This window comes from Fictibacillus halophilus (genome assembly GCF_042680145.1).
In the GTDB taxonomy this organism is placed as follows: Bacteria; Bacillota; Bacilli; order Bacillales; family Fictibacillaceae; genus Fictibacillus; species Fictibacillus halophilus_A.
Genome location: NZ_JBHTNQ010000001.1, coordinates 1,665,812 through 1,691,909, shown reverse-complemented (window position 1 = coordinate 1,691,909; position 26,098 = coordinate 1,665,812). Strand labels below are relative to the sequence as shown.

The following is a 26,098-nucleotide window of genomic DNA, read 5'->3' as shown; positions in this document are numbered from 1 at the left end:
TTATGATTCAATCACTTAATAAAAAATTAGTAAAAAATGAAACGATGACAGAAAATGAAGCTTTTTATTTTATGGAAAGCCTCGTTAATGGATGTGTTACTGATGCAGAAGCCATTTCTATTCTTAGTATAATGAGCTATCGCGGTGAGACCGCTGAAGAAATCACAGGTTTTGTAAAGGCGATTCGGAAACTTTCAAAACAGGTCAGCAGAAAATGCTCAGATGAAATTATGGATACATGCGGAACGGGCGGGGATGGAGCATCTACCTTTAATATATCTACTGCAGTCAGCATCATCTTGTCTTCTCTTGGCATCAAAGTAGCAAAGCATGGCAATAAAGCCGTCACATCCAAAAGCGGAAGTTCTGATGTATTAGAAGCTCTAGGAATTAAAGTGGCAACAAACAGTTATGAAGCAAATTTGCAGTTAAATAAACATGACATTGCATTTTTACATGCACCTTATTTTCATCCATCTTTGAAAAAAGTCGCTCACTTAAGGCGGCAGCTATCTTTTAGGACTATTTTTAATATAATTGGTCCGTTAGTAAACCCGATGTCGCCATCTTATCAGCTGATTGGTGTAAGTGATGAAAATGCTGCTGCAGCGATGGCAGAAGCTATTAACATACTCGGTATTAAGAAAGCACTTTTAGTCACAGGGAAAGATGGGCTGGATGAATGCTCGATTACCGGGGAAACAAAAATGTTTTTAGTTGAAAACGGAGAAATTGCGGACTTTTCATATACACCTGAAGAAGCAGGGCTGAAAAGAGGTTCATTAAAAGATATTACAGTAAATGATAAGCAAGAAAGTGCAGAATTAATTATTTCAATATTAAAAGGTCAAGGAAATGAATCAGCAAAAAATATCGTGATCCTAAATGCGGCAGCAGCATTATTTGCATCCAACCGTGTTAATAGAATCAGGGAAGGCGTTGAAGTGATAGAGAACTGCCTGAGATCAGGCAAAGCATATAAACATCTATTATCAATTAATAAAGAGGAGGAGAAAGCTCTTGTTAACTAAAATCATCCAGCATAAAGAAAAAGAGATCGATATTCTTCCTCCGATCACGAGATCAACGAATTTAGATTTTATTAAAAAAGACCATCGTCTCTTTGCTTTGAATCTGCTTAGATCTGAAAATAAGCCAGCATTGATTGCTGAAGTGAAGAAAGCTTCACCATCCAAAGGAATTATTAAAGAAAATTTTAATCCTGTAAGCATTGCTAAAGAGTATGAAGAGGCTGGAGCAGCTTGCTTATCGGTTCTAACAGATACTGAGTTCTTTCAAGGAAGCCTTAAATATTTAAAAGAAATTCGAAAGCATGTTTCCATTCCGTTGCTGAGAAAAGATTTTATAATCGATGAAAGGCAAATTATTGAGAGTGTTGAACATGGAGCAGATGCAATATTGCTGATTGCAGCTTGCTTAACGAAAGAAAAGTTAAAAGCACTTCATAAATTTGCAGAAGAATGCGGTCTTGAGTGCTTAGTAGAAGTCCACACGAAAGAGGAGATCAATCAAGTCTATGAAGTTTGTAACCCTTCGATGATCGGAATAAACAACCGTGACTTAAAAAACTTTACTACTAGCATCAATCACACCTTTTCGCTGCTTCCCTATATAAAAAAAGAAACAATAGTGATCAGTGAAAGCGGAATTAAATCGGGTACTGATGTGAAAAGTCTATTAGATCATGGTGTGAACGGAATGCTGATAGGGGAATCACTTATGCGTGCTGATTCTATTGAAAAGAAAATAACGGAGATTTATGGTAATGTACGTTAAATATTGCGGCTGCCAGTCTGAGGATGACTACAAGCTTCTTTCTTCATCTAGAGCTGATATTATTGGTTTTGTTTTTGCTGAAAGCAAAAGAAAGGTAACCCCTGAAGAAGTCTCGTCATGGGTTGGTTTCCATGAAAAACGAAAACTTTTAGCAGGTGTATTTCAGAACAGTTCAATAGAAGAGATGGTTTCGGCTGCAAAAGAAGTTCCGCTTGATATTATTCAGTGCCATGGAAATGAATCGGTTAGTACGATTATTAATCTGAAGAAACGTACAAAAAAGCTAGTCTATAAAGCAATTCCTTATAGTGACACGATCTCTGAACAGATTGCTGTATATGCAAAGTATGTGGATGCAATTGTAGTTGACTCTGTATCGAAAGGGCAATTTGGAGGTACTGGGATTTCGTTTTCCTGGACTCAGGTGCCGGCAATTTTAAAAGAGGCAAAAAAAGAAAATGTTCCATGTTTTATAGCAGGCGGGATCAATCCGGAAAACATCAATTCCTTGCTAGATTTTAATCCATATGGGGTTGATCTTAGCGGAGGCATAGAATACGAGGGGAAAAAAAGCAGTCAACGGATAAAAGAACTGGAAAGGATGATTTCACATGTCAGCACAAATCGTACCTGATCACCGAGGAAGATATGGTGACTTTGGCGGAAAATATGTACCTGAAACAATCATGTTCGCACTTGAAGAACTTGAAAAAGCATTTGAAGAAGCTATGAAAGACAAGGAGTTTCAGGAGCAATTTCAAAACGAACTTGCTGTTTATTCAGGAAGACCAACTCCTCTAACCTTAGCTGAACGATTGAGTGAGATTAATGGAGGTGCAAAGATCTATCTGAAACGTGAAGATCTTAATCACACAGGGGCTCATAAAATAAATAATGCCATCGGACAAGCACTCTTAGCGGTTAGGATGGGCAAGAAAAAAATCATTGCTGAAACAGGAGCAGGACAGCATGGAGTTGCCGCAGCGACGGTCGCCGCTAAATACGGCCTTTCCTGCAAAGTATATATGGGAAAAGAGGATATAAGAAGACAGGCGTTGAATGTTTTTCGTATGAAACTTCTAGGTGCAGAAGTAGTCGAGGTAACGAGCGGAAGTCAAACGCTAAAAGACGCTACGAATGAAGCGATCAGAGAATGGGTGGCATCTGTTGAAGATACGTTTTATCTTATCGGTTCAGCTGTCGGTCCGCATCCTTATCCTAAAATGGTGAAGAATTTTCAGCAGGTAATCGGTTTTGAAACGATGGATCAGTTTACCCGGGAAAATGACGGGACCTTACCAGACGCAGTTGTTGCGTGTGTCGGCGGAGGTAGTAATGCCATCGGAATGTTTGCACCATTTATCCAAAAAGGTGTTCCTCTTTTTGGTATAGAAGCTGCAGGGAAAGGAATAGAAACGAATCAGCATGCAGCTACATTATCAAAGGGGACAAACGGCGTGATACATGGATCCCTTACAAAACTGCTGCAATCAGAAGAAGGGCAGATTACAGAGCCTTATTCGATTTCTGCAGGATTGGACTATCCAGGAATCGGACCTGAACATGCTTATCTTCATGAAACCGGAAGGGTAAAGTATGAAGCTGTAACCGACCAAGAATCTTTAGAAGCATTAAAGTCTCTATGCTTGAATGAAGGCATCCTATGTGCGCTAGAGAGTGCCCATGCGGTAGCGTACAGCCTTAAACTTGCAAAGAATATGAACAAAGATGAAGCAGTAGTAGTCTGCCTATCGGGCAGAGGAGACAAGGATGTTCATACACTCATGGAAAAAGCCGAAGGAGGGAATCAGCATGAATAAGAGATGGACAGCTTTTCAAAATTCGGCTGATTATCGATTCGTTCCTTATATAATGGCAGGAGACCCGTGTGAAGAGGCTACAATAGAACTTTCTTTAGCATTAGAAGATTGCGGTGCAGCAGCCTTGGAACTTGGCGTACCCTATTCAGATCCTCTGGCTGACGGACCGGTTATCCAGCGGGCAGGCATGAGGGGATTAAAGCAGAAAATGAACCTGGAGAAAACGATCTGTCTCGTCTCAAAGCTGCGGGAGAGAGGCTTGAAGATTCCCGTAATCATCTTTACTTATTATAATCTTTTGTTACAATTAGGAGAAAATCGCTTCATGACGCTAGCAGGAGATAGTGGCGTTGACGGCATCTTGGTGCCAGATCTTCCTTATGAAGAAAGCTCTTACCTAAAAGAAATGTGCTCAGCTCATCACCTCGCTTTGATCTCTTTAGTAGCTCCAACTACACATAAAGAAAAGCTTAATAAACTTTCAAAAGAAGCAGAAGGTTTTCTATATTGCATTTCTTCACTTGGGGTGACTGGAGTCAGAAGTGAATTCCGTGATGGATTGAACGATTTTCTAAGAGCTGCTAAAGAAAATGCTGCTGTTCCTGTTTTGGTAGGATTTGGATTGTCGAAAAGAAATCAAATCGAACAATTCGAAGGAACAAGTGATGGATTTATCGTAGGAAGCGCCATCGTTAAGAAGATTGAATCGCTGGAGAAGGAGCTTATTAATAACAGAGAAGAAGCGATTAGAGAGTTTAAACAGTATGTAGAATCGTTGCTGCCTGTTTATAGCCGTTAAAAAAGGAGTGGGAAAATGCAGCCGAAAGACCAGTTGTTATCATTACAGCCATACAAACCAGGTAAACCCGTTGAGGAAGTAAAGCGTGAGTTAGGATTAGAAAAAATAGTCAAACTCGCTTCCAATGAGAATCCATATGGATGTTCTAAATTAGCCAAAGATAAGATAACAGAAGAACTTTCAAATCTTCAAGTTTATCCGGATGGATATGCAGCTGAGATTAGAGAAAAATTATCTGGTTATTTAGGGGTAAAACAAGAACAGCTTATTTTTGGAAATGGTTCAGATGAAGTTGTTCAAATTCTTTGCCGAGCTTATTTATCTCCTGAAACGAACACCGTAATGGCTGCTCCCACTTTTCCTCAATACCGCCACAATGCAGTTATTGAAGGAGCAGAAATTAGAGAGGTGCCGTTAATTAACGGTAACCATGATTTAGATTCAATGCTTGAAGAAATTGATCACCAGACAAAGATTGTATGGCTTTGTAATCCGAACAATCCTACGGGGAACTATATACCCGAAAATGATTTTGTTCAATTTATGAAAAAGGTTCCTTCTGATGTCATTGTGGTTAGTGATGAAGCATACTTCGAATATGTTTCGGCAAATGACTATCCTAATACCATTGATTATTTAAAGAATTATCCTAATCTAGTAATTCTGCGTACGTTTTCTAAAGCACATGGACTAGCTGCGCTGCGAATAGGATACGGTATAGCCGATAGAGCTATTATTAAAGGCATTGAGCCTGCTCGAGAACCATTTAATACATCAAGACTTGCTCAAGCAGCAGCAATAGGCGCACTGGAGGACGAGGGCTTTATCGCTGAGTGTAAACAAAAGAACAGGGAGGGCCTCGAACTCTTCTATTCTTTCTGTGAAAGAAAAGACCTTCTTTTCTACCCTTCAGAGGCTAATTTTATATTACTTGATGTAAAATCTGACGCGGATTCAGCTTTTAATTATCTCTTAAAGAAAGGCTATATTGTCCGTTCAGGAAGTGCGCTCGGTTTTCCAACGATGATTCGAATCACGATAGGTGAAGAAGAACATAACAAAGAAATAATTGGACATCTCGAAGCTTATATAGAATCCCTTGTGGAAAGTGTGAACTGATTTTTTAGCCCGGTATCGATCAGATACTCGGGCTATTTTCATAATTTTCAAAAAAGTGTTGCATTTTCAGAATACTCTATTTATAATGTAGTTAATATGGTTTCTCTCCACTCCTATCCATATTATTCTTTCCTGACAACGCTTACATGTCAGGACTTTTTTTGTTTATTTTTCTTTTAGACTGTTTTCGTAAACAATGTTGCTTTTGTAGATGTTGATTTCCGTTCCAGGATGCTCGCTTTCCGCGGGGCGTTGAGTTTCCCTGGGTATGTAAGCCTGTGGGGTTCCTATTCAATGAAGCATATGTGCTCCTGCGTCTGCTAGAAATCCTATCGAAGCGGGCTTCCTCGTCGCATGCCTTGCGAGATGAGTATTCAGGTAGTTGGCACGCACCTTGCTCTTCAATCAACTAGTCAATGAAGCTTACTCAACAAATAATGTTCAAAAGCAACAATCTTTAGAAATGAGCCTTCTTTTATCATATATTTTATAATAGAATCATAGCTTGTCTTAAAGAGATAAAAGGAGGCGAGCTATGCGGTATATTATTGAGCGCCCTTTAGAATCGCTTGGTACAAATACGGTACTTTCTTATCTTGTAGATTCTCAAAAAATATCATATGTATCACAAGGGCCTCTTAGAATGAATGTTATGAGAATGTCGATGCATGGTTTTAAGATGATACCCGGTCATATTACGCCGCTAATGTCTATCAATAAAATGACCCTAGAGGATGTCAGGAGACAAGCAGTTGAGAAAACACAGCGCGGCACAACCACATTATTAACTTCAGCCAGGATCGACTATCTCCACGAAGCTGAACACGAATTAAAAAGATCCCGGCACCTGCTTATATCAAGTTCAATCGATTATTGCATCGGTCTCTCTCTATCACCAGAAAAAATCACTCCAAATATCGTCCGTTATTGTAAACAGAAAAAGATCCCTTTTATTGAGTTGATCTGTGATGATTTCAGTCAGCTGACACGCGTGGTATGGGAAAGGATCAGAGAAGCTAATTTTCCGTATGGTACTGTCATCTTTCCGAAATTTCCTTTAGATATAGAAGATAAGAAGAAAAAAATATGGCACAAAAAATGGAACGATCTTTCAGCAAATATGCAGATACCCACTCTTTATAAGGAATTGAACGAAGATGAGCCGCTTCCGCTTCCCTTTTTAAAGATGCTCGGAATATATCCTCAAAAAGGCGGACTATTCTCTGGCAGTGATGCAGATTATTGTTTGATTTCAACAGAAGGCTTTGAAGAAAAGATTAGGTCAGTAATTGTAAGAGGTACAATCGTCTATTCTGATAAAAATACAGAAAAGAAACAGGGTTATGGAAAAGAAATTATTATAACTCAGCCCCGTCGTTTTGGAGAATCTCCTATTTCTCGTGTATAATAGGCACAAGAAAACATGGGATAAAGGGGTTTTATGTATTGAACACAATCCAAGATGCGATTAGACTCGTAGAACATGGAGATGTAGAAAAAGGCATGTCTCTATTAGAAAAATTAGCACAAAATGCAAACGATGCAGAACAATTTGAGATTGCTGAAGTATATCTGGATTGGGGACACACTTCAAAAGCTATGGACATGCTGGAAAACTTGCTGAAAAAATACCCTGGAGATGGAGAGCTTCTTGTATCCATTGCTGAATGCTGTTTGGATGAAGGTATGGATGAAGAAGCAATCAGTTATTTAGAGCAGGTTGATAAGAATGACGATGAGTATTTAAGGGCATTAATTCTTCAAGCAGACCTTTATGAAGGAATGGGTTTAACTGAAGTTGCAGAACGAAAATTAAAGGACGCACAACAAAAAGATACCGAACACCCTATACTTTCATATGCATTGGGAGATTTTTATTTAAGACAAGGAAAGTTCGATTCAAGTCTGCCGCTTTTTCAAAAAGCCACCGATAATAATGCTGAAATCGAAGATCTTCCATTAAGATATGCAGAGGCATTGAGCCGTGCGGGAAAATTTGAGGAGTCACTTCCGTTATACAGAAAAGGCCTTGACCATCATAAAGATTTATATAGCTTGTTTGGTTATGGAGTTACTGCCTTTAAAGCAGGTGAATTTAAAGAAGCCATTTCAGCTCTAGAAGAATTGAAAGATATGGATCCAGATTATACGACATTATACAGCGTTCTTTCTGAATCTTATGAGGAAGAAGGAGCTTTGGATGAAGCGTACCAAGTTATACAGGATGGCTTGAAAAGAGATGAACATAATGAAAACATATACTTGCAGGCTGCGAGACTCGCTTATAAGATGCATAACCCAGATCAAGGTGAAGAATGGGTAAAGAAAGCACTCGAATTAAACCCTGCCCTTATTGAGCCTCTGCTGCGCTTAGGTGATCAATATTTACGCGAGGAGAGATTTGAAGATATTATAAGCCTCTACAAGCCGCTTACGGAAACAAAAGAAGAAATTCCTCTTATGTATTGGCATCTTGCCACCGCTAATAAAGAAACAGAAGATTTTAAAGAAGCTTTAATATGGTATGAAAAAGCTGCACAGCTTTTTCAGTATGATCCCGTGTTTTTAGAAGAATATGCTTATTATTTATTAGAAGAAGGTAAACAGGAAGAAGCTAAAAATATAATGAAGATTTTGCTTACAATGAATCCTGAAAGAGCGGATATTGAGGATGTTTTAAACAGATTGGAAGAATTTTAAAACTTTCTGAAGCAAAGAAGGATTTTAAAAGCAATGAGAGAATATAAATATTATAAATAAGACGTGTTTTTGAATGATGGGGGGATTGCAATGAGCAGCACCGTTTCGGTCCTTGAAAAGAAGGATTTTATCAAATGGTTCCTTAATCATTATCAGTTAAAGAAGCGCGAATGTGTTTGGCTTTTAAATTATTTAGTCAGTGATGACCAGCTGATGGAAAAAGTTCATTTTGTTGAAAAAGCAGAGTATTGTCCAAAAGCTATTATCATGTCTACTCAATGTACAGATGGTGTTCCATTCCGTTTTTACAAACAAAATGTTTTAACAACGGATGCAGAAAAGTCTTTCCATGATATTCGTTTAAATCAGGAAGAAGAAATTTATTTAGAGCTCAACTTTAATGCTTCGAGACTTACACCTGAGTATGCCTCAGTACTGGAAGAGAACCCGCACCTGCCTCAAAATATGTCAATGGACAAAAAGTACGGCATATGGGCTGAGATGATTCTCGAAAAGTCTATTGAAACTTACCGTAAAAACGATATTATGGCTAAGATCGATGAAGCATTAGATCAAAAAGATTATGATAGTTTTACCAAGTGGACAACAGAGCTTAAGAATCTTGAAAAACAGCCATCTTAAATGTAAAAGGATGACTCAAATATTGAGTCATCCTTTTTTTGTGTTTATCTACGGCCAAAATTAAAGGAGCAGATTTGGAACAATGCTGTTCATTATGCCTTCATTCTGTCTGAATCCAAAAGTTTACTGCCTTAATCCACGAGTTTTTGCCGAATATCTACAAGTCGGCGTTCACCGTAAAATTCCGACAATTCTCAAGCATAATTTACATAGAATAACGTTAAAACCAGCAGAGTTGTGGTACGATATAGAACAGAATAAGGAATAGCATAAGGAGATATAATTATGAGATGGAAGACAAGTGATGCAGATGTATTTTTAAAGTCTGGGGAATATGTTGATAGTCTGTTAATCCCGTTAACCCCGATCGATTTCAAACAAGATTTTAAGAGCAGTGTCACGATGGGGGAATATACCGAGATGCTTTGCGGCGAAATTGAACGGCAGCTGCACGGAAGGATGTTTTTAGCTCCTAATTTTACATATGTTAAAGAACATTCACCAATCGATCAATTAAAAAGTTTGCTAGAACATACTAAAGCCTCCGGACACTTTAAACATATCTTTTTGATGACTAGTGATGTGTATTGGAAGGAATTTGAACATACTATTACAGGGCAGCTTTTTTGGGTTCCTGCACTGCCTCTAGAAAGTATGGATGAAAAATATAGGCTGGAAGTTATTAAAGAACAAGTGAAACCGCTTTTTCAGCTCATCTTTAATGATTGGCAGCGCGGGATAAATTCATGATAAATACGTCATGTTCATATTGACAGTAAAAGACAACTTAAGCTATCATGTTTATGTCCTAGTAATATGTGTGTAAAAGTCCGGAGGGACCGTTATTTACAGCATAAGGGGGGGAAAACAATGTCAAAGGAAGATATTTCAAGACGTCAGTTCTTAAACTACACATTAACTGGCGTTGGCGGATTTATGGCTGCCGGCATGCTTATGCCAATGGTCCGTTTCGCCCTTGATCCGATTTTAAAAGAGGGTTCTGATCAAAAATTGGTAGCGGTTACGAGTATAGAAGAGCTATCGAACGAACCGAAGCGTTTCGACTTTAAAATCAAACAAAAAGATGGCTGGTACGAGTCTGATGTCACTCAATCTGCCTGGGTTTATAAAGCGAAGAACGGTGATGTTATCGCACTTTCTCCAATCTGTAAACACTTAGGCTGTACAGTAGACTGGAACACAGATCCATCACACCCTAATCAGTTTTTCTGTCCTTGCCACTTAGGGCGCTATACGAAGGATGGAACAAACGTAAAGGGTACTGCACCTCTTGCACCGCTTGATGTATATGACAGCCAGGTGAAAGATGGGAAGCTTTACTTAGGAAAGGCAAAACCAAGAAAGGGGGCGTAATGAATGCTACAAAAGATTTATGACTGGGTAGATGAGCGCCTGGATATTACGCCGCTTTGGAGAGACGTTGCAGACCATGAGGTACCTGAACACGTAAACCCCGCACATCATTTCTCTGCGTTTGTTTACTGTTTCGGCGGATTAACTTTCTTTATCACGGTTATTCAAATTCTATCAGGTATGTTCTTAACAATGTATTATGTACCTGATATCGTGAATGCTTGGGAATCCGTTTATTACCTGCAAAATGAAGTGGCATTTGGAGTTATCGTACGCGGAATGCACCACTGGGGCGCAAGCCTTGTTATCGTAATGATGTTCTTACATACATTGCGCGTATTCTTCCAGGGAGCTTATAAAAAGCCAAGAGAATTAAACTGGGTTGTCGGAGTACTTATTTTCTTTGTTATGTTAGGTTTAGGTTTTACAGGATATCTATTGCCTTGGGATATGAAAGCGCTATTTGCGACAAAAGTAGGGATTGAGATTGCTATGACAATTCCTGTTGTTGGTCCAATCGCAAAAACATTCCTTGCCGGCGGAGAGATTATCGGAGCACAGACGCTTACGCGATTCTTTGCGATTCACGTATTCTTCCTTCCTGCAGCATTGTTAGGCTTAATGGGTGCCCACTTCTTAATGATCCGTAAACAAGGTATTTCCGGACCGTTGTAAAAACCAGCAATGATTTAAAAGTTTCATGAGAGCAAAGGAGGGAAATATATGCATCGCGGTAAAGGAATGAAGTTTGTCGGAGACTCTCGTGTTCCTGCTGAACGCAAACCGAATATACCGAAAGACTATTCGGAGTTCCCGGGAAAAACAGAAGCATTCTGGCCAAACTTTCTTTTAAAAGAGTGGATGGTTGGTGCCGTTTTCTTAATCGGTTACCTAGTATTGACTATCGTTCATGAATCTCCTTTGGAGAAAAAAGCTGATCCTACCGATGCCGGATATATTCCTCTACCAGACTGGTACTTCTTATTTTTATACCAGCTCTTGAAGTACAAGTATGCGGCAGGGGATTATGTTCTAATTGGTACAGTAATTATTCCTGGTCTGGCATTTGGTGCTTTAATGTTAGCGCCGTTCCTAGATACAGGATTGGAGAGACGTCCTTCTAAACGTCCGATTGCAACTGGATTAATGCTTTTAGGTTTGATTTCCGTTACATATTTAACATGGGAATCCGTTGTGACTCATGATTGGGAAAAAGCGAAGACTCAAGGTAAGATTGTTGATGTAAGCTTTGACCAAAATGATCCAGGATATCAGATCTACCAGAAACAGAGCTGTGTTGGCTGTCATGGTAACACCTTAACAGGTGGTGCTTCTGGTCCATCATTGATCGGAACAGGTTTAAAACCTGAAGAAATCATGAAAATCGCTAAAGAAGGTAAGCCGCCAGGCATGCCGCCAAACGCGTTTAAAGGATCAGATGAAGAGCTTAAAAAGCTAGCTGAATTCATCTCAAAACTTGAAAAGAAATAATGTAAAAAGCCGGCTCGGTATGGGCCGGCTTTTTTTCTAAAAGTAAAGGAGTATAAAAATGTCGTGGATTCTCACAATCATCAAAGAACGATGGTTTCTAATGACTCTTCTGCTGGTAAATATCCTTGGCACGATTTACGGTTATTATTGGTACTACTATCAGCTGATTGAAACTCCGTGGTATTTCCTTCCGTTCGTTCCGGACAGCCCGACAGCATCACTGTTCTTTGTGTTTGTTCTAATAGGCTTTTTGCTAAAACAGCAAAATGGCCTTTTTGAAGCACTCGCAGCGGCATCACTATTTAAATATGGAATCTGGGCGGTAGGGATGAACTTAGGGGGAGCTTTTGTAGGAACTCCCTTGGATATCGTTAATTATATGCTTATATTCTCTCATCTTGGAATGGCTTTACAGGGTTTTTTGTATGCACCATTTTATAGAATAAAAGTATGGCATGCAGGTGCAGCTGCTTTATGGCTGTTTCATAACGAGATCGTAGATTATGTATTTGGAATGATGCCAAGATATCCTGTTTTAGCTCCATATCAAGACATGATCGGCTATCTTACATTCTGGCTTTCTGTACTATCTGTGGTTCTTGTCTGGAGAATGAGAAAGTCCTAGCCTATTCTTTATTGCCTTAAATTAGGTCTAACCTTGTCCCAGCTCTCATACTTTTTAGTATAAGGGTACAGGAGGGACAACGGATGAAAAGGGTAGGATGGGCAGTATTGATTTTTTGTATCGTTTCTTTAGCTGCGATGCCTGTATATGCATCGAATCATACTACGATAAAAGATTGGTCAGAGATTAATGAGCTTACGAGTGAAATATGGGAACTAGGTAAAATTGAAAGATATAATGAGGCGGCAGATGTTCTAGAATTCACCTCGGAAAATATCACCCATATTGAAGATGTGCTATCGTTAAGACCTGATCAGCAGCGTCTCGTAGAATATACATTCTCGGATGCAATAACATCTCTGCAGAATCCAGAATGGACGAAAGAGAAGAAGCTTAACAAACTCACTGAAGTCCGTCTCCTTGTTGATGCCTTGCAAACCAATTATGAACCGTTATGGAAAAAAACCGGTTTGATGATGCTCGAACCGTTTATTACCATGGAAAAAGAAATCGGTGATCAAAATTCAACAGCGTTTCATCAAGCAGCAAATCTACTATTAGAACGATATGAAACAGTTAGACCTGCTTTGATGGTTGATTTAAGTCCCGATAAGATTGAAAAATTGGATGAACATGTTTCCTATGTAGATGCCAACAGAAATAAAATTTTGACAAATGCCGAACATCAGAAACAACTTGAAGCAGCTGCAGCAGACTTTGAAGCTCTTTTTTTCGCTAAAAATGATAATTCAGAGCCTTCGCTGTTTTGGCTTATCTTTTCAATAGGCGGAATTATTTCATCGACATTATTTTATGTTGGCTGGAGAAAATATAAGGGTGATAAAGAAGAAGAGCTTCGAGTTCCTGGAAAGAGATAACCCTGATGCGAATTCTTTGACAAGCAATGGTTTTAAAACGTAAAATGTTCCTAACAAAAGCTTTTTATATGGAGGAATGCAAAAAATGGGTGGATTTTTAATCTACTTCGCTATTTTGCTCATTGTTCCCATTTGGGCGCAAATGAGAGTAAAAAGTACGTACAAGAAGTATTCAAAGGTAGCTAACAGCACTGGTAAAACGGGTGCGGAAGTAGCAAGACAGATTTTAGATGAAAATGGGCTGTATAATGTTCAAGTAGAACCTGTCAGAGGAATGCTTTCCGATCACTATGATCCTCGCAGCAAAGTAGTTCGTTTATCTGAAGATAACTATTATGGAAATTCGATTGCAGGTGCTGCTGTGGCAGCCCACGAAGTAGGCCATGCTATTCAAGATGCTGAAGGTTATGCCTTCCTGCGTTTCAGACACGCACTTGTACCTGTTGCCAACATCGGATCGAACTTTTCATTCTTATTGATATTAGGCGGAATTTTCTTTCAAGCAACAAACCTGTTCTTGCTGGGAATTATCTTCATGTCAGCCGCTGTATTGTTCCAGTTCGTAACATTGCCTGTTGAGTTTAATGCAAGCTCTCGTGCGATGGACCAAATCGTATCAACTGGTATGATTCGCAACAATGAAGAACGCGGAGCTCGCAGAGTATTAAACGCTGCAGCATTAACATATGTTGCTGGCGCATTAGTTGCATTACTGGAATTAGCCCGATTTATATTCATGTTCTTAGGAATGAACCAAGACGACTAATGAAAACTCCCGATTTCTCGGGAGTTTTTTTATCTTCCTATTGGATTCTTATCCGCATCGAGAGTGAAGCCTTCTCCGATTACCTCATGAACATCATTTACAGTTACAAAGGCATGTGGATCAATTCTTTCGATAACTTGCTTTAAACGAACGATTTCGTTCTTCGCAATTACACAATACAGAACTTCACGAAGCTGCCCGGTAAATGTTCCTTTACCATTTAATAATGTTGCACCCCGGTCCAGTTCCTTCATAATATTCGCAGCAATTTCAGCGTTTTTTTCTGAAACAACCATAACTGCTTTCCCGGCGTAAGCCCCTTCTTGCATAAAATCAATCACACGTGCTCCAATAAATACAGCAACAAGAGTATACATAGCTTCACGATAATTTAAGTAAACAAGTGAAATGGCGATAACCATAAAATCGAAAATAAACATGGTTTTACCCATACTCCAGCCTAAGAATTTATGGCCTAGCCGTGCTATAATATCTACTCCTCCGGTTGTTCCCCCATAGCGGAATATGATTCCGAGGCCGACGCCGATAAATACACCGGCGAACAGAGCAGCGAGTGTCATATCTTCTTTCAGGTCTATCATAATTGAAGAATATCTCTGAAAAATAAATAAGAAGACAGATACTGCAACAGTCCCAATAACTGTATAAATGAAAGAATTTCTGCCAAGCAGTTTCCACCCTACAAAGAATAATGGAATGTTCAAAGCAAGGTTAGAATACGAAGGATCAATTGAAAATAAAAAATAGAGAATAAGGGTGATCCCAGTAAAACCGCCTTCTGCTAAATTGTTCGTCATATTAATATGAACAATTCCAAAAGAGAAAATAGCAGAACCAAATAGGATGAAAAGAATATTTTTTAGTTTGATAGGATAAATCATATAATGCCTCTTTTCTGTCTAAATCGAGTTGTTTCTTCTAAACACGCCTTCCTATTATAATCAAAATTTCATGAAATTTGTCAAACATAAAAAATACCGATAACATAAAGGTGGAACTAAAAAGATAAGGAGGGTCACCATCATGGCCAACCGTACTTTAAAAGAAAGTCAGGACGTTGTAGATCAATACATATCACAGTTTAAAGAAGGCTACTTCAGCCCTCTTGCAATGCTTGCCAGATTAACCGAGGAGCTTGGTGAACTTGCTCGTGAGGTCAATCACCATTATGGCGAAAAACCAAAAAAGTCATCAGAGGATGCAAAAACAGTAGAAGAAGAACTTGGAGATATGTTCTTTGTTTTAATATGCCTTGCGAATTCCCTTAATATAGATTTGGATGAAGCACTAAGTACAGTAATGAATAAATTTCAAACACGGGATAAAGACAGATGGACACGTATTGATGAAGGAGAGAGAAACAATGGATAAAATAAAAATTATTTTAGCAGGTCCCCGCGGAAAGATGGGTACAGAAGCGTTAAAGATGATTGAAGCTGCATCTCATTTCGAACTGGCAGCTGCCGTGGACTCTAAAAATGACGGATTGCAAGTGAAAGATCTGCAAGGGGCTCCTGTTTCTATGGAAGCACCTGTTTACGATGATTTAGAACGATGTATTCAGTCGGTGAAAGCAGATGTATTAGTCGACCTGACTCGCCCTGATATCGGAAAAAAACACCTTGAAATCGCTCTTAACCACGGATTAAGAACTGTGATCGGCACGACTGGTTTTTCCAATGAGGATCTCGAGAGGCTGACAGAGCTCGCACAAGAAAAGAATACAGGTGCTATTATCGCACCAAACTTTGCGATTGGAGCTATTTTGATGATGAAATTTTCTCAAATGGCAGCCAAGTATCTTCCGGATGTCGAGATTATCGAGAAGCATCATGATCAAAAGCTTGATGCCCCATCTGGAACTGCTTTAAAAACAGCGCAGCTTATTACTGAAGTTCGAGAGGAAAAAAGGCAGGGACACCCAGATGAAAAAGAAGATCTGGAAGGGGCAAGAGGTGCAGAGCTGCAAGGGATCCGGATTCATAGTGTGAGATTGCCAGGACTTGTAGCTCACCAAGAAGTTATGTTTGGCGGTGAAGGACAGCTGTTGACTATTCGCCATGATTCTATGAACAGAGCGTCTTTCATGCCGGGAGTGAAAATGGCTGTAGAAAGTGTCATGAACATCGAAGGCCTTGTGTATGGTCTTGAAAATATAATGGAATAAGAGGTGTAATTATGAAAATAGCTCTTATTGCGCACGATAAAAAGAAAAACGATATGATTAATTTTACAATTGCTTATAAAGATATCTTAATGGATCATACTTTATACGCAACAGGAACAACAGGATCTAAAATAAACGAAGCTACAAATCTTTCTATTAACTTGTTACAGTCTGGCCCTTTAGGCGGTGATCAGCAGATCGGTGCACTGATTGCTGAAAACGAACTGGATCTCGTTTTGTTTTTCAGAGACCCTTTAACAGCTCAGCCGCATGAACCAGATGTATCAGCATTAATGCGTCTGTGTGATGTTTACCAAATTCCACTGGCAACAAATTTAGCTTCAGCGGAACTTTTTATCAAGTCACTAGAACGAGGAGACTTAGACTGGCGCAGAATAATCGATGAAAGAGAGTCAGAAAACAAATGAACCTACAAAACTGGCTTGCTTTCGGTGCACATGCAGATGATGTGGAAATCGGAATGGGAGCAGCAATTAAAAAAGAAACAGAAAGAGGTCGTGAAGTTATCATCTGTGACTTAACTGAAGCTGAACTCTCATCAAACGGAAGCGTTGAGATCAGGAGAAGAGAAGCCAAAGAAGCGTCCGATATTCTAGGTGTTAAAAGTAGAGTGAATCTTCAGCTCCCGGACAGAGGTTTGTATTTGCAAGAAGATTTCATCTTGAAAATGGTTTCTTGTATCCGAAAGTTCAAGCCCGAGTATGTTTTTGCTCCTTATTGGGCCGATCGTCATCCTGATCATGGTAATTGCGCTAAACTAGTAAAAGAAGCAGTTTTTTCAGCTGGTATAAAAAATATCAAAGATTCTGATGGTCTCGAGGCACATAAAGTAAAAAATATTTTTTATTATTTCATTAACAGCACGGAAAGACCTTCAATGTTTCTGAATGTCAGTGAAGCATATTCATATAAAATAAAAGCTTTGCAAGCATACCCTTCTCAGTTTATAAAAACTGCAGACAGTGTTGATACACCGCTCACGAACGGCTATATTGAACGCGTTGAAGCAAGGGACAGGCTGTTTGGATTTGAAGCGGGTACTGCTTATGCAGAAGGTTTTATTCCTGAACAAACTTATGTAACCAACAATTTATAAGGAGATTGTTATGAAGTTAAAAATCGGAATCACCTGTTACCCTACTGTCGGCGGGTCAGGGGTGGTTGCTACTGAACTCGGAAAATTGCTCGCGGAAAGAGGCCATGAGATTCACTTTATCACGTCCAGCATACCTTTTCGTCTCGGGAAATTTTATCCGAACATTTTTTTTCATGAAGTGGAAGTAAACCAATATTCGGTTTTTCAGTATCCTCCTTATGACCTTGCCTTAGCAAGCAAAATGGCAGAGGTAGCTAAGCGGGAAAAATTAGATCTTCTGCACGTGCATTATGCTGTACCGCACGCAGTGTGCGCTGTTCTCGCAAAGCAGATGTTAGATGACAATATAAAAATTGTTACAACTCTCCACGGAACAGATATTACCGTATTAGGTTACGATCCTTCATTAAGTGAGATGATAAAATTCGGCATCGAAAAATCTGATGCAGTAACTGCCGTTTCTCATCAGTTAAAAGAGGATACAGAAAAACTGCTAAAAACTCGAAAAGAAATTATTCCTGTACATAACTTTGTTGATGAGCGGGTGTATTACAGACGTGGTAATAATTCAGAGCTTAAACAAACATATGGAATACAAGATGATGAAAAAGTAATCGTACATATATCTAACTTCAGACCCGTTAAGCGGATTCAGGATGTGATCAAAGCTTTTTCATTGATCAGAAAAGAGATGCCATCAAAGTTATTGCTGATCGGAAACGGGCCTGAATTGACAGTAGCGTGTGAACTAGTCCGTGAACTTAACATAGAAGATGATGTGTTATTTTTAGGAAAGCAGGAGAATGTAGGAGAACTATTTTCTATTTGCGATCTGAAACTGCTGTTATCAGAAAAAGAAAGTTTCGGGCTCGTTCTATTAGAAGCGATGGCTTGCGGCGTGCCTGTAATTGGAACGCGCATCGGCGGTATTCCTGAAGTGATTGTGGATGGTGAGACTGGGTACATGGTGGAAGTAGGAGACACGGCTGCTGTGGCAGATAAAGCCATCTCTTTATTAAAAAATGATGAAAGACTTAGACGTTTCAGAGAGAATTCTGTTAGGCATGTAAGGGAAAACTTTTTATCTGAAAAAATAGTGAGTGTATACGAAGAAATCTATAACTCTTTAGTAAAGGGTTGAGGTTCATATGAACAAGTTATTTGAGGATGCTTCTCATGTAATAGAGCAAATCGAATCAAAAGGCTTCAAGGCTTATTTTGTAGGAGGTTGTGTTCGGGATTATTGTTTAAATCGTCCGATAAAGGACATAGACATAGCTTCGAGTGCAAAACCTAAAGAAATACAAAGCATCTTTCCAAAAACGATTCCAGTCGGTATTGAACATGGTACAGTCATCGTTAGATATAATCATGTATCTTATGAAGTGACAACATTCAGAAAAGAAGACAAATATGAAGATTTTCGAAGACCTTCTAAAGTTTGGTTTGTCACAAAATTAGAAGAGGACCTGTCCAGAAGAGATTTTACATTTAATGCGATGGCCATGGATAAGAATTTTCAGCTAATCGACCCATTCAATGGAAGAGAAGATCTTAAAAAGCAGCAGATCAGGACTGTAGGAAAACCTGATCACCGATTCTCTGAAGATCCGCTTCGCATCATGCGGGCATTCCGTTTTATGAGTGTGTACGGGATGAATATTGAAGAAGAAACAAAGTTTGCACTGAAGAAAAATGCACAATTGCTTAAACGAATATCTACAGAAAGAATAACAGTGGAATTCAAGAAACTGCTTGAAGGCGAACATACCGGAAAAGCACTGCAACTTATGCAAAATTGCGGCGTCTTCCCATATATGCCTTATCCTTTAGAGGAAATTTGCGAAGGCAGCTTACTGTCATTTGACTGGAGCTCTTTAAATAGCGAAGAACAAAGATGGGCGGCTGTAATTGTTTTAACTAAAGTGGATGATGAGAGAGACTTCTTAAAGTTATGGAAGCTTCCTAATAAGGTTATCCAGTCAGTTTTAAACATCCTTTCTTCATATAAAAAAGCTAAATGGACGAAAATGGATTTATACACCACAGGATTAAATGCAGCACTATCAGGTCTAAGGCTAAAATGTCTAATTGAGGATGAATCCTATGAAGAACAAGCGAGCAAACTGAAACAGCTTGCAAATGAAATCGTTATTAAATCCAGAGATGAAATCCCTTTAAATGGTGAAGATATATTAAAAATTAAACAAAAAGCTCCAGGCGTATGGGTAGGACAACTTTTTCAGGAGTTAGAAAGAGAAATCGTTGAAGGTAAACTCCCACTTTCTGAAGGAGAGATCAGCGATTGGGTGCAAAGGTGGGGAAAAGAATGAAAGAAGCATTATTACACATGTTGGCTGAAAATGAGGGTGAATTTGTTTCAGGTCAGCAGATAAGTGAAAACTTGAACTGTTCACGGACAGCTATATGGAAACATATATCAGAGCTAAGAAAATCAGGCTATTCGATTGAAGCCGTTCAGAAAAGAGGCTACCGTCTGATCACTTCTCCTGACCTTGTAACAGCAGAGGAAGTCTCTTTATACACAGGTGAAGGAACGTTCGGCAAAAAGGTTACTTACAAAAATTCTGTTAAAAGCACACAGGAAATAGCACACAGTTTAGCAAGAGAAGGTGCTCCTGAAGGAGGTATTGTACTTGCCGATGAACAGACCGGCGGAAGAGGCAGGCTTGGGAGAGCGTGGCAGTCTCCATCTGGAACTGGTATCTGGATGAGTCTCATCCTTCGTCCCGAAATCCCCCTTCAAAAAGCTCCGCAGCTCACATTGCTTATTGCTGTTGCTGCATCAAGAGCAATTGAAAAAGTAACAGGTCTTGAAGCTGCTATCAAGTGGCCGAATGATCTATTAATCAAAGGGAAAAAAGTAGCTGGAATTCTAACTGAGCTTCAGGCAGAAGCCGATTCCATCCATTCTGTTATTGTTGGAATCGGAATGAATGTCAATCAGGAGAAAAAGCACTTTACAGAAGAAATCTCAGAAATTGCGACAAGCCTTGCGATCGAAGGCGGAAAAACATATAAGCGAGCTGAAATAGTAGGTGCAGTTTTGCAAGAGATTGAAAATCTGTATAAAAGCTACTTAGACAAAGGCTTTGCGGTTATAAAGCTTCTTTGGGAAGCACGTGCTTACAGCCTTGGAAAAAGAATAACAGCAAGGTCTGTCACAGGATCTCTAACTGGCTACGCAAAAGGAATTACAGATGAAGGTGTTCTGCTGCTCGAGGATGACAATGGAGAGATCCATTCAATCTATTCAGCGGATATCGAATTTCCTTCTCACTAAGTTATGTACGTGATAAAATAATCTTATAGGCGGTATCCTTACAGTGGAACTGCACTAGTACTGCGAGTTTTTGAACATCAACCATATATCTGCCTAGATCCAAAATCAGGACCGGGACAGAGGGAGCAAACAATCAAAACGTCTAGGGATGTTTCCTATGCCTTCTTCCTCTTTGGAAGAAGGTTTTTTGCACTCTGGCCCTGTTAAAAAACAGGGAGGCTAAAAGTATGAAAACAACAAAAAGCTTTCTCAAGATGAAAAGAGACGGCGAAAAGATTTCAATGGTAACAGCATATGACTATCCATCTGCTGTAATCTGTGAAAAGGCTGAAATGGATCTCATATTAGTCGGAGATTCTCTCGGAATGGTCGTTTTAGGATACGAATCTACCATTCCAGTAACGTTGGAAGATATGATTCATCATACAAAAGCGGTAAAGAGAGGGGCGGCCGACACGTTTATCGTGACAGACATGCCGTTTATGACCTATCATTGCTCAATCGATGTGACGCTGAACAATGCGAGAAGAATTATGCAGGAAAGCGGCGCATCCGCTGTAAAACTTGAAGGCGGAAAACAAGTAATCTCTACAATAGAAACATTGACGAATGCAGGTGTTCCTGTGATGGGACATCTTGGGCTGACTCCGCAGATGGTCGGAGTTATGGGCGGTTACAGCGTGCAAGCGAAAGAAGAGGAAGAGGCAAACAGACTTTTAGAAGAATGTCTCTTATTAGAAAAAGCTGGAGCGTTCGCGATTGTTTTAGAATGCGTACCTCAGCAGCTTGCTGAAATAGCGTCAAAAAAACTGACTATCCCAGTTATAGGTATTGGTGCAGGTAAACATATAGATGGCCAGGTTTTGGTCTATCACGATATGATCGGATATGGGTTTCATCATATACCAAAATTTGTGAAATCCTACGGAAATGTTAAAGATGTGATGGTCGCAGGACTCCAGAAGTATAAAGAAGATGTACAGCAGATGAAGTTCCCTGGGGAAGAACACAGCTTTAACATGAAAACAGAAACGATCGACCGTTTGTATGGAGGAGTTAAGTAATGATTATATTGAACAGCATCCAAGACATGCAAAAATATATTCTGCAAGAAAAAACAGAAGGTAAAACGGTAGGATTCGTACCAACTATGGGGTATCTGCATGAAGGTCATCTTTCACTGATAGAACGTGCGAAGAATGAGGTTAACATCGTTGTGGTAAGTATTTTTGTCAATCCACTGCAATTTGGACCGAACGAAGATTTTGACCGTTATCCGCGAGATTTTGAACGTGATAAAAAACTTGCAGAAGAAGCTGGTGCAGACGTTCTTTTTTATCCTGACACAAAAGAAATGTATCCAGATAAACCTGTTGTAACGGTTTCTGTAAACAGAAGAACCGATGCTCTTTGCGGGAAAAGCAGAACAGGTCATTTTGACGGGGTGGCAACAGTTCTTACGAAGCTGTTTCACATTGTAACACCAGATAAGGCTTTTTTTGGTCTGAAAGATGCCCAGCAGGTGGCAGTAGTTCGAGGTCTTGTTGATGATTTTAATTTTCCTGTAGAAATCATTGGCTGTGAAACGAAACGTGAATCTGATGGACTGGCGATGAGCTCAAGAAATGTATATCTTTCGGATGAAGAAAGAAAAGAAGCTCATCACTTGTATCAATCTTTACAGAATGCGCAGAGCTGGCTATCGAACTGCGATAGTGGTGAGACAGAAGAAAAGATGATAAAATACTTGGAGGAACATACGGCTGGAACTGTTGAATACTGCAAAGTTCTCTCATATCCTGAACTTCTTCCTCCAGAAAAAGATGATGAAAAGCTGATCATCGCTTTAAGCGTTAGATTCAGCAAAGCTCGATTAATAGATAATGTCATTATAGACAACATACTAGAGAAACAAGGAAGTGGGGAAGAAAAATGTTCCGTACATTAATGAAAGCTAAAATACACCGTGCAACCGTAACTGAATCTAATTTAAACTATGTTGGAAGCATCACGATCGATGAAGATATTTTAGATGCAGTGGATATGATTCCGAACGAAAAAGTTCAAATTGTAAATAATAATAATGGTGCGCGTTTTGAGACTTATATTATTCCTGGAAAAAGAGGAAGCGGTGTGATGTGTTTAAATGGCGCAGCTGCAAGACTCGTTCAAGAAGGAGATACGATTATTGTTATTTCCTATGCCATGTATGATGAGGCAGAAGCTAAAAATCATCAGCCAAAAGTGGCAATCATGGACAAGAATAATATGATACAAGAAATGCTTGGTGTTGAACCTGAGGCTACCATCTACTAATTATTATTAACCTATTAAGATAGCCGCAGGGGAATGAGGTGAAAAGGCTATGAAACGGCGATATGTCGTTATCGATTTTGAAACAACAGGAAATTCAGCAGCAAAAGGAGACCGGATTATCCAGATTGGAGCGGTCGCCGTTGAGGCAGGACAGATAACGGACAGATATTCAACGTTCATCCAGCCAGGCGTTCCCATCCCCCCTTTTATTGAACAATTAACGGGCATCAATGATGACATGGTCAAAGATGCTCCGTTATTTGAAGAAGCAGCGCCGAAGCTCCTTCAGATGCTAGAAGGAGCTTATTTTGTTGCGCACAACGTAATGTTCGACTATTCATTCTTACAGGGAGAGCTGGATCGCTGCGGTTATTCGCCGCTTTCTATGCCTCTTATTGATACTGTTGAGCTATCCAGACTGCTCCTTCTAGGAGCCGATGGATATCAGCTAGGAATGCTTGCGGAATACCTTGGGCTTGAACATGAAAATCCGCATCAGGCAGATAGTGACGCAGAAGTGACGGCTATGCTCCTTATGCATCTATTAGATAAGCTTGAGACCTTGCCGTTATTGACGTTAGAGCGATTATCTCCTTTTGTGAAAAAACTGCAGAGCTCATTAGAAAATATCGTAAGTGATATCATCAATGAGAAATCTGTCTTTTTAGCAGATGAAGAAACATATGATTTTTACCGTAAATTAGCTCTTAAGAAGACATTAAAACAAGAACAAGAAGAATTTAATGATGACCTCGAAAGTTATGGTGCATCTGAATTAGAGCAAAAATTAAAAACACACATGGCGCATTATGAGATCCGTGAAAGCCAGCAAAAAATGGTCGAGCTTGTAGATGAAGCGCTCCATACGAATCAGCATCTTGTTATAGAAGCTGGAACAGGTGTCGGTAAATCACTAGGCTATCTCATACCTGGTGTTCGTTTTGCTAAGGAAAAGGACCGCCCGCTTGTGGTTTCAACACATACCGTTCAATTGCAGCAGCAGCTGTTAGAACGTGATGTGCCTCTATTGAAGAAAATTATGCCTTTTGATTTTACCGCAACACTTTTAAAAGGCAGAAACCATTATTTATGTTTGAGAAAGTTTGAACATACTCTTCAGGATCATCATGAAGACAATTATGATACGAACTTTACAAAAGCTCAATTGATTATATGGCTAACTGAAACAGAGCAGGGTGATGTAGAAGAACTATCGATGGCATCTGGCGGAAAACTGTTTTGGAATACAGTGAAAAGTGATGCAAATTCATGCTTGAACCATCGATGCCCATGGTTCTCGAGATGTTACTATCATAAACAAAGAAGAGCTGCTCATGAATCAGATCTAGTTATTACGAATCATGCTTTATTGTTTACAGATTTAAAATCCGATTCTCAGTTGCTTCCATCTTATAAAGAAGCCGTTTTGGATGAAGCACATCATATTGAAGAGGTAGTGAGCGATCATTTCGGCAAGGAAACCGATTATTTCACATTTCTAAAATTGCTGGACAGACTTTCCTCAACAGAAAGTGATGGCATGATGAATACATTAAGAGAACTTTCTGATCTTTTGGAAGTTCCAAAGTATGAAACATATCTAGCAAAATGGGACGGCCTGTTTCTAGATGTTAAAAATGAGCTGGATGATCTTTTTAAGCAAATTAAAACGATTTGTGTAACAAAAGCTAAGTCCTCTCGATCTTCAGAGCTAACAAAGCAGACACTTCGTTATACGAATGAAGACATAGAATCGGCTCTTTGGGAACCTGTACTTGAGATGGAAGAGAGAGCAAAGCAGTATATATCAGATTTGGTAAAGCCAGTTAAACGCCTTTTAAAGAGCTTTGATCAGTTTGAGGAACACCTTACTGTTAAACAAAAAGGATTCTTAGTTGATATTGAAGGACTTCTAAACGATCTGCAGGATGAAGCAGCAGTTCTTCATCACCTTCTGTCGTGTCCATTGTCTCAGGAAGTTTATTGGATGGAAGCAGAATCAAAAGGTCCGAGACATGCAGTTACTCTTTACGCAAAACCGGTTGAGATCGATCAGATTCTAGCAGATCAATTCTTTGGCAAAAAAAGCAGTGTTGTATTGACATCGGCAACGATGAGTGTGAAAAACAAGTTCAGTTATATATCTGAACGGCTTGGGCTGCTCGACTTCGGTCCTTTAAACGCACAGCTGCCATCACCTTTTAAGTATGAGGAACAGGCAAAGCTGATGGTGCCAACTGACATACCACTCATTAATGAGGTGGACCAAAAAACGTTTGTTGCCAAAATCTCAACCTCTTTATATGAGATAGCAAAAGTTACAAAGGGCCGTATGCTCGTCCTGTTTACATCGTATGAGATGTTAAAGGAAACACATTCTGCTTTTAAATCGTTAATGGGCCAAGAGGAGTTCGTCTTGATCGCACAAGGTGTTGACAGCGGGAGCAGAGCAAGACTGACTAAGAACTTTCAGCGGTTCGATAACGCTATTCTTTTTGGAACAAACAGTTTTTGGGAAGGAATTGATATTCCAGGAGATGACCTTTCCTGTCTGGTGATCATCAGACTTCCATTTACGCCTCCAGATCAGCCTGTAATGGCAGCGAAAAGCGAGAAACTGAAAGCAGAGGGCGGTAATCCCTTCTACGATCTTTCGCTTCCTCAAGCCATCATCCGCTTTAAACAAGGCTTCGGCCGACTGGTAAGAAGCAGCAGAGATAAAGGTGCTGTCTTCGTTTTTGACCGCAGGATGATTGAGACACGTTACGGAAAATCATTCATTCAGTCACTGCCGAAACTGCCGGTTTCTATAAAACCGGTCAACGATCTAGTTGAAGAACTTCGGGACTGGATGGATTAGGATGAAAAAGGAGAAGATAGATGCTTCTCCTTTTTTCTTTTGACTCTTTTCTCTATACTCTAATCTAAAATATTGTTACTTTAGGGAGGATTTTTGTAATTTGCATCCATAGGCAGGTTGATTGGAGTGAAAGGTGCGCGACTCCAGCGGGATCAGCGGGACAGGTGAGACCCCTATAGGCTTGATTAGCCTAGGGGGCTCACCGCACGCCCCGCGGAAAGCGAGCATCCTGAAACAGAAATCATCCCTCCCTAATTGCAGCAAAGACACACAAAAACTTATCTTTTTATGTTTAAGAATCT

28 protein-coding genes are annotated in these 26,098 nt (G+C 39.6%); 27 read left to right on the top strand and 1 reads right to left on the bottom strand.

Annotation, left to right across the window (positions count from 1 at the left end):
• Window positions 1-2: 2 nt before the first annotated feature.
• The 16 genes from trpD to ACFQ4X_RS08625 all read left to right on the top strand — a co-directional run bounded on the left by trpD (window position 3) and on the right by ACFQ4X_RS08625 (window position 14,011).
• Window positions 3-1,031, top strand: coding sequence for an anthranilate phosphoribosyltransferase (gene trpD / locus ACFQ4X_RS08700; protein WP_379834469.1), 1,029 nt, complete (start codon window positions 3-5; stop codon window positions 1,029-1,031).
• Window positions 1,021-1,797, top strand: a complete 777-nt coding sequence (trpC, locus tag ACFQ4X_RS08695) for an indole-3-glycerol phosphate synthase TrpC (protein ID WP_379834468.1) — start codon at window positions 1,021-1,023, stop codon at window positions 1,795-1,797. Before trpD ends, trpC begins: the two co-directional genes overlap by 11 nt.
• The gene (locus ACFQ4X_RS08690) at window positions 1,787-2,431 is read left to right on the top strand and encodes a phosphoribosylanthranilate isomerase (RefSeq protein WP_379834466.1); all 645 of its coding nucleotides are present in this window, start codon (window positions 1,787-1,789) and stop codon (window positions 2,429-2,431) included. Before trpC ends, ACFQ4X_RS08690 begins: the two co-directional genes overlap by 11 nt.
• The gene (trpB, locus tag ACFQ4X_RS08685) at window positions 2,409-3,617 is read left to right on the top strand and encodes a tryptophan synthase subunit beta (protein WP_379834465.1); all 1,209 of its coding nucleotides are present in this window, start codon (window positions 2,409-2,411) and stop codon (window positions 3,615-3,617) included. The genes ACFQ4X_RS08690 and trpB overlap by 23 nt, the downstream gene beginning before the upstream one ends.
• The gene (trpA, locus tag ACFQ4X_RS08680; RefSeq protein ID WP_379834463.1) at window positions 3,610-4,416 is read left to right on the top strand and encodes a tryptophan synthase subunit alpha; all 807 of its coding nucleotides are present in this window, start codon (window positions 3,610-3,612) and stop codon (window positions 4,414-4,416) included. Before trpB ends, trpA begins: the two co-directional genes overlap by 8 nt.
• Window positions 4,417-4,431: 15 nt before the next feature.
• Window positions 4,432-5,535, top strand: coding sequence for a histidinol-phosphate transaminase (gene hisC / locus ACFQ4X_RS08675; RefSeq protein WP_379834462.1), 1,104 nt, complete (start codon window positions 4,432-4,434; stop codon window positions 5,533-5,535).
• A 535-nt stretch (window positions 5,536-6,070) separates the two neighbouring features.
• Window positions 6,071-6,943, top strand: a complete 873-nt coding sequence (locus tag ACFQ4X_RS08670; RefSeq protein WP_379834460.1) for a hypothetical protein — start codon at window positions 6,071-6,073, stop codon at window positions 6,941-6,943.
• A gap of 38 nt (window positions 6,944-6,981) precedes the next feature.
• The gene (locus tag ACFQ4X_RS08665; RefSeq protein ID WP_379834459.1) at window positions 6,982-8,235 is read left to right on the top strand and encodes a tetratricopeptide repeat protein; all 1,254 of its coding nucleotides are present in this window, start codon (window positions 6,982-6,984) and stop codon (window positions 8,233-8,235) included.
• A 90-nt stretch (window positions 8,236-8,325) separates the two neighbouring features.
• Window positions 8,326-8,877 carry a ReoY family proteolytic degradation factor gene (locus ACFQ4X_RS08660; protein ID WP_066290437.1) on the top strand — a complete coding sequence of 184 codons (552 nt, stop codon included), beginning with the start codon at window positions 8,326-8,328 and terminating at the stop codon, window positions 8,875-8,877.
• A gap of 285 nt (window positions 8,878-9,162) precedes the next feature.
• Complete coding sequence (locus tag ACFQ4X_RS08655) at window positions 9,163-9,627, top strand: YpiF family protein (RefSeq protein WP_379834457.1); 465 nt, start codon at window positions 9,163-9,165, stop codon at window positions 9,625-9,627.
• Between the two features lie 120 nt (window positions 9,628-9,747).
• Window positions 9,748-10,251: a ubiquinol-cytochrome c reductase iron-sulfur subunit gene (locus ACFQ4X_RS08650; RefSeq protein ID WP_379834455.1), complete on the top strand. Its 504-nt coding sequence runs from the start codon at window positions 9,748-9,750 to the stop codon at window positions 10,249-10,251.
• Between the two features lie 3 nt (window positions 10,252-10,254).
• Window positions 10,255-10,926 (top strand): menaquinol-cytochrome c reductase cytochrome b subunit, encoded by a 672-nt coding sequence (qcrB, locus tag ACFQ4X_RS08645; RefSeq protein WP_066241815.1) that lies wholly within the window; start codon window positions 10,255-10,257, stop codon window positions 10,924-10,926.
• Window positions 10,927-10,974: 48 nt separating this feature from the next.
• Window positions 10,975-11,742, top strand: a complete 768-nt coding sequence (locus ACFQ4X_RS08640) for a menaquinol-cytochrome c reductase cytochrome b/c subunit (protein WP_379834454.1) — start codon at window positions 10,975-10,977, stop codon at window positions 11,740-11,742.
• Window positions 11,743-11,800: 58 nt separating this feature from the next.
• Window positions 11,801-12,367 (top strand): DUF1405 domain-containing protein, encoded by a 567-nt coding sequence (locus ACFQ4X_RS08635; protein WP_379834452.1) that lies wholly within the window; start codon window positions 11,801-11,803, stop codon window positions 12,365-12,367.
• Between the two features lie 83 nt (window positions 12,368-12,450).
• On the top strand, window positions 12,451-13,245 hold the full coding sequence (locus ACFQ4X_RS08630) for a sporulation protein YpjB (RefSeq protein ID WP_379834451.1): 795 nt from the start codon (window positions 12,451-12,453) through the stop codon (window positions 13,243-13,245).
• An 85-nt stretch (window positions 13,246-13,330) separates the two neighbouring features.
• The gene (locus ACFQ4X_RS08625) at window positions 13,331-14,011 is read left to right on the top strand and encodes a zinc metallopeptidase (RefSeq protein ID WP_066290419.1); all 681 of its coding nucleotides are present in this window, start codon (window positions 13,331-13,333) and stop codon (window positions 14,009-14,011) included.
• Between the two features lie 29 nt (window positions 14,012-14,040).
• Here ACFQ4X_RS08625 and ACFQ4X_RS08620 read toward each other — a convergent pair whose 3' ends face one another.
• Window positions 14,041-14,913: a YitT family protein gene (locus ACFQ4X_RS08620; RefSeq protein WP_379834449.1), complete on the bottom strand. Its 873-nt coding sequence runs from the start codon at window positions 14,911-14,913 to the stop codon at window positions 14,041-14,043.
• Window positions 14,914-15,055: 142 nt separating this feature from the next.
• Between ACFQ4X_RS08620 and ACFQ4X_RS08615 the strand changes: the two genes are divergently transcribed.
• From ACFQ4X_RS08615 to dinG, 11 genes are all read left to right on the top strand, one after another.
• Complete coding sequence (locus ACFQ4X_RS08615; RefSeq protein WP_066290414.1) at window positions 15,056-15,403, top strand: nucleotide pyrophosphohydrolase; 348 nt, start codon at window positions 15,056-15,058, stop codon at window positions 15,401-15,403.
• Entirely contained in the window at window positions 15,396-16,199 is an 804-nt protein-coding gene (dapB, locus tag ACFQ4X_RS08610) for a 4-hydroxy-tetrahydrodipicolinate reductase (protein WP_379834446.1), read from the top strand. The genes ACFQ4X_RS08615 and dapB overlap by 8 nt, the downstream gene beginning before the upstream one ends.
• An 11-nt stretch (window positions 16,200-16,210) precedes the next feature.
• Complete coding sequence (mgsA, locus tag ACFQ4X_RS08605) at window positions 16,211-16,627, top strand: methylglyoxal synthase (protein ID WP_077364067.1); 417 nt, start codon at window positions 16,211-16,213, stop codon at window positions 16,625-16,627.
• Window positions 16,624-17,316: a bacillithiol biosynthesis deacetylase BshB1 gene (gene bshB1, locus ACFQ4X_RS08600; protein ID WP_379834444.1), complete on the top strand. Its 693-nt coding sequence runs from the start codon at window positions 16,624-16,626 to the stop codon at window positions 17,314-17,316. Before mgsA ends, bshB1 begins: the two co-directional genes overlap by 4 nt.
• Window positions 17,317-17,326: 10 nt before the next feature.
• Window positions 17,327-18,457, top strand: a complete 1,131-nt coding sequence (bshA, locus tag ACFQ4X_RS08595) for an N-acetyl-alpha-D-glucosaminyl L-malate synthase BshA (protein ID WP_379834442.1) — start codon at window positions 17,327-17,329, stop codon at window positions 18,455-18,457.
• Between the two features lie 7 nt (window positions 18,458-18,464).
• Window positions 18,465-19,649 (top strand): CCA tRNA nucleotidyltransferase, encoded by a 1,185-nt coding sequence (locus tag ACFQ4X_RS08590; protein WP_379834441.1) that lies wholly within the window; start codon window positions 18,465-18,467, stop codon window positions 19,647-19,649.
• Window positions 19,646-20,620, top strand: coding sequence for a biotin--[acetyl-CoA-carboxylase] ligase (locus ACFQ4X_RS08585; protein WP_379834439.1), 975 nt, complete (start codon window positions 19,646-19,648; stop codon window positions 20,618-20,620). Before ACFQ4X_RS08590 ends, ACFQ4X_RS08585 begins: the two co-directional genes overlap by 4 nt.
• A 227-nt stretch (window positions 20,621-20,847) precedes the next feature.
• Window positions 20,848-21,684: a 3-methyl-2-oxobutanoate hydroxymethyltransferase gene (gene panB, locus ACFQ4X_RS08580; RefSeq protein WP_379834438.1), complete on the top strand. Its 837-nt coding sequence runs from the start codon at window positions 20,848-20,850 to the stop codon at window positions 21,682-21,684.
• Window positions 21,684-22,568, top strand: coding sequence for a pantoate--beta-alanine ligase (gene panC / locus ACFQ4X_RS08575; RefSeq protein ID WP_379834436.1), 885 nt, complete (start codon window positions 21,684-21,686; stop codon window positions 22,566-22,568). The genes panB and panC overlap by 1 nt, the downstream gene beginning before the upstream one ends.
• The gene (gene panD / locus ACFQ4X_RS08570; RefSeq protein ID WP_077364081.1) at window positions 22,553-22,936 is read left to right on the top strand and encodes an aspartate 1-decarboxylase; all 384 of its coding nucleotides are present in this window, start codon (window positions 22,553-22,555) and stop codon (window positions 22,934-22,936) included. Before panC ends, panD begins: the two co-directional genes overlap by 16 nt.
• Window positions 22,937-22,985: 49 nt before the next feature.
• Complete coding sequence (dinG, locus tag ACFQ4X_RS08565; RefSeq protein WP_379834434.1) at window positions 22,986-25,796, top strand: ATP-dependent DNA helicase DinG; 2,811 nt, start codon at window positions 22,986-22,988, stop codon at window positions 25,794-25,796.
• Window positions 25,797-26,098 lie beyond the last annotated feature (302 nt).

Excerpts from the sequence above, each read along its gene's own strand:
- trpD (WP_379834469.1), top strand. The coding sequence starts at position 3 with ATGATTCAATCACTTAATAAAAAATTAGTAAAAAATGAAACGATGACA.
- ACFQ4X_RS08690 (WP_379834466.1), top strand. The coding sequence starts at position 1,787 with ATGTACGTTAAATATTGCGGCTGCCAGTCTGAGGATGACTACAAGCTT.
- trpB (WP_379834465.1), top strand. The coding sequence starts at position 2,409 with ATGTCAGCACAAATCGTACCTGATCACCGAGGAAGATATGGTGACTTT.
- trpA (WP_379834463.1), top strand. The coding sequence starts at position 3,610 with ATGAATAAGAGATGGACAGCTTTTCAAAATTCGGCTGATTATCGATTC.
- hisC (WP_379834462.1), top strand. The coding sequence starts at position 4,432 with ATGCAGCCGAAAGACCAGTTGTTATCATTACAGCCATACAAACCAGGT.
- ACFQ4X_RS08670 (WP_379834460.1), top strand. The coding sequence starts at position 6,071 with ATGCGGTATATTATTGAGCGCCCTTTAGAATCGCTTGGTACAAATACG.
- ACFQ4X_RS08660 (WP_066290437.1), top strand. The coding sequence starts at position 8,326 with ATGAGCAGCACCGTTTCGGTCCTTGAAAAGAAGGATTTTATCAAATGG.
- ACFQ4X_RS08655 (WP_379834457.1), top strand. The coding sequence starts at position 9,163 with ATGAGATGGAAGACAAGTGATGCAGATGTATTTTTAAAGTCTGGGGAA.
- ACFQ4X_RS08650 (WP_379834455.1), top strand. The coding sequence starts at position 9,748 with ATGTCAAAGGAAGATATTTCAAGACGTCAGTTCTTAAACTACACATTA.
- qcrB (WP_066241815.1), top strand. The coding sequence starts at position 10,255 with ATGCTACAAAAGATTTATGACTGGGTAGATGAGCGCCTGGATATTACG.
- ACFQ4X_RS08640 (WP_379834454.1), top strand. The coding sequence starts at position 10,975 with ATGCATCGCGGTAAAGGAATGAAGTTTGTCGGAGACTCTCGTGTTCCT.
- ACFQ4X_RS08635 (WP_379834452.1), top strand. The coding sequence starts at position 11,801 with ATGTCGTGGATTCTCACAATCATCAAAGAACGATGGTTTCTAATGACT.
- ACFQ4X_RS08630 (WP_379834451.1), top strand. The coding sequence starts at position 12,451 with ATGAAAAGGGTAGGATGGGCAGTATTGATTTTTTGTATCGTTTCTTTA.
- ACFQ4X_RS08625 (WP_066290419.1), top strand. The coding sequence starts at position 13,331 with ATGGGTGGATTTTTAATCTACTTCGCTATTTTGCTCATTGTTCCCATT.
- ACFQ4X_RS08620 (WP_379834449.1), bottom strand. The coding sequence starts at position 14,913 with ATGATTTATCCTATCAAACTAAAAAATATTCTTTTCATCCTATTTGGT.
- ACFQ4X_RS08615 (WP_066290414.1), top strand. The coding sequence starts at position 15,056 with ATGGCCAACCGTACTTTAAAAGAAAGTCAGGACGTTGTAGATCAATAC.
- dapB (WP_379834446.1), top strand. The coding sequence starts at position 15,396 with ATGGATAAAATAAAAATTATTTTAGCAGGTCCCCGCGGAAAGATGGGT.
- mgsA (WP_077364067.1), top strand. The coding sequence starts at position 16,211 with ATGAAAATAGCTCTTATTGCGCACGATAAAAAGAAAAACGATATGATT.
- bshB1 (WP_379834444.1), top strand. The coding sequence starts at position 16,624 with ATGAACCTACAAAACTGGCTTGCTTTCGGTGCACATGCAGATGATGTG.
- bshA (WP_379834442.1), top strand. The coding sequence starts at position 17,327 with ATGAAGTTAAAAATCGGAATCACCTGTTACCCTACTGTCGGCGGGTCA.
- ACFQ4X_RS08590 (WP_379834441.1), top strand. The coding sequence starts at position 18,465 with ATGAACAAGTTATTTGAGGATGCTTCTCATGTAATAGAGCAAATCGAA.
- ACFQ4X_RS08585 (WP_379834439.1), top strand. The coding sequence starts at position 19,646 with ATGAAAGAAGCATTATTACACATGTTGGCTGAAAATGAGGGTGAATTT.
- panB (WP_379834438.1), top strand. The coding sequence starts at position 20,848 with ATGAAAACAACAAAAAGCTTTCTCAAGATGAAAAGAGACGGCGAAAAG.
- panC (WP_379834436.1), top strand. The coding sequence starts at position 21,684 with ATGATTATATTGAACAGCATCCAAGACATGCAAAAATATATTCTGCAA.
- panD (WP_077364081.1), top strand. The coding sequence starts at position 22,553 with ATGTTCCGTACATTAATGAAAGCTAAAATACACCGTGCAACCGTAACT.
- dinG (WP_379834434.1), top strand. The coding sequence starts at position 22,986 with ATGAAACGGCGATATGTCGTTATCGATTTTGAAACAACAGGAAATTCA.